At 66.4% G+C, this 277-nt stretch carries 1 protein-coding gene; it reads left to right on the top strand.

From position 1 onward, the window contains the following. A partial coding sequence (locus ACCD05_RS31855) for a hypothetical protein (RefSeq protein WP_413397674.1) occupies positions 1–277 on the top strand: 277 nt, incomplete at both ends.

Raw genomic sequence — 277 nt, 5'->3', positions numbered from 1 at the left:
GCTGGAGAAGTGGGCCGCCATCCGCAACGTGCGCGGCGAAGTGACCAAGCAGCTGGAAGCGCTGCGCATCGACGGCAAGATCGGCTCGTCGCTGCAGGCGGAAGTGACGGTGTCGGCGGGTGAGTCGGTGCATGACGCGCTGGCCAGCCTTGGCGACGACCTGCGCTTCGTGCTGATCACGTCCGCAGCTAAATTGGAGCGCGCCCCGGAAGGCGGCGATCTGCTCATCACCGTTGTGCCGTCCACTCACGCCAAGTGCGAGCGCTGCTGGCACTAC

This window comes from Rhizobium sp. Rhizsp42, assembly GCF_047304155.1.
In the GTDB taxonomy this organism is placed as follows: domain Bacteria; phylum Pseudomonadota; class Alphaproteobacteria; order Rhizobiales; family Rhizobiaceae; genus Rhizobium.
Note: the sequence above shows the minus strand (reverse complement) of the source record. Positions and strands in the feature narration are given on the sequence as shown.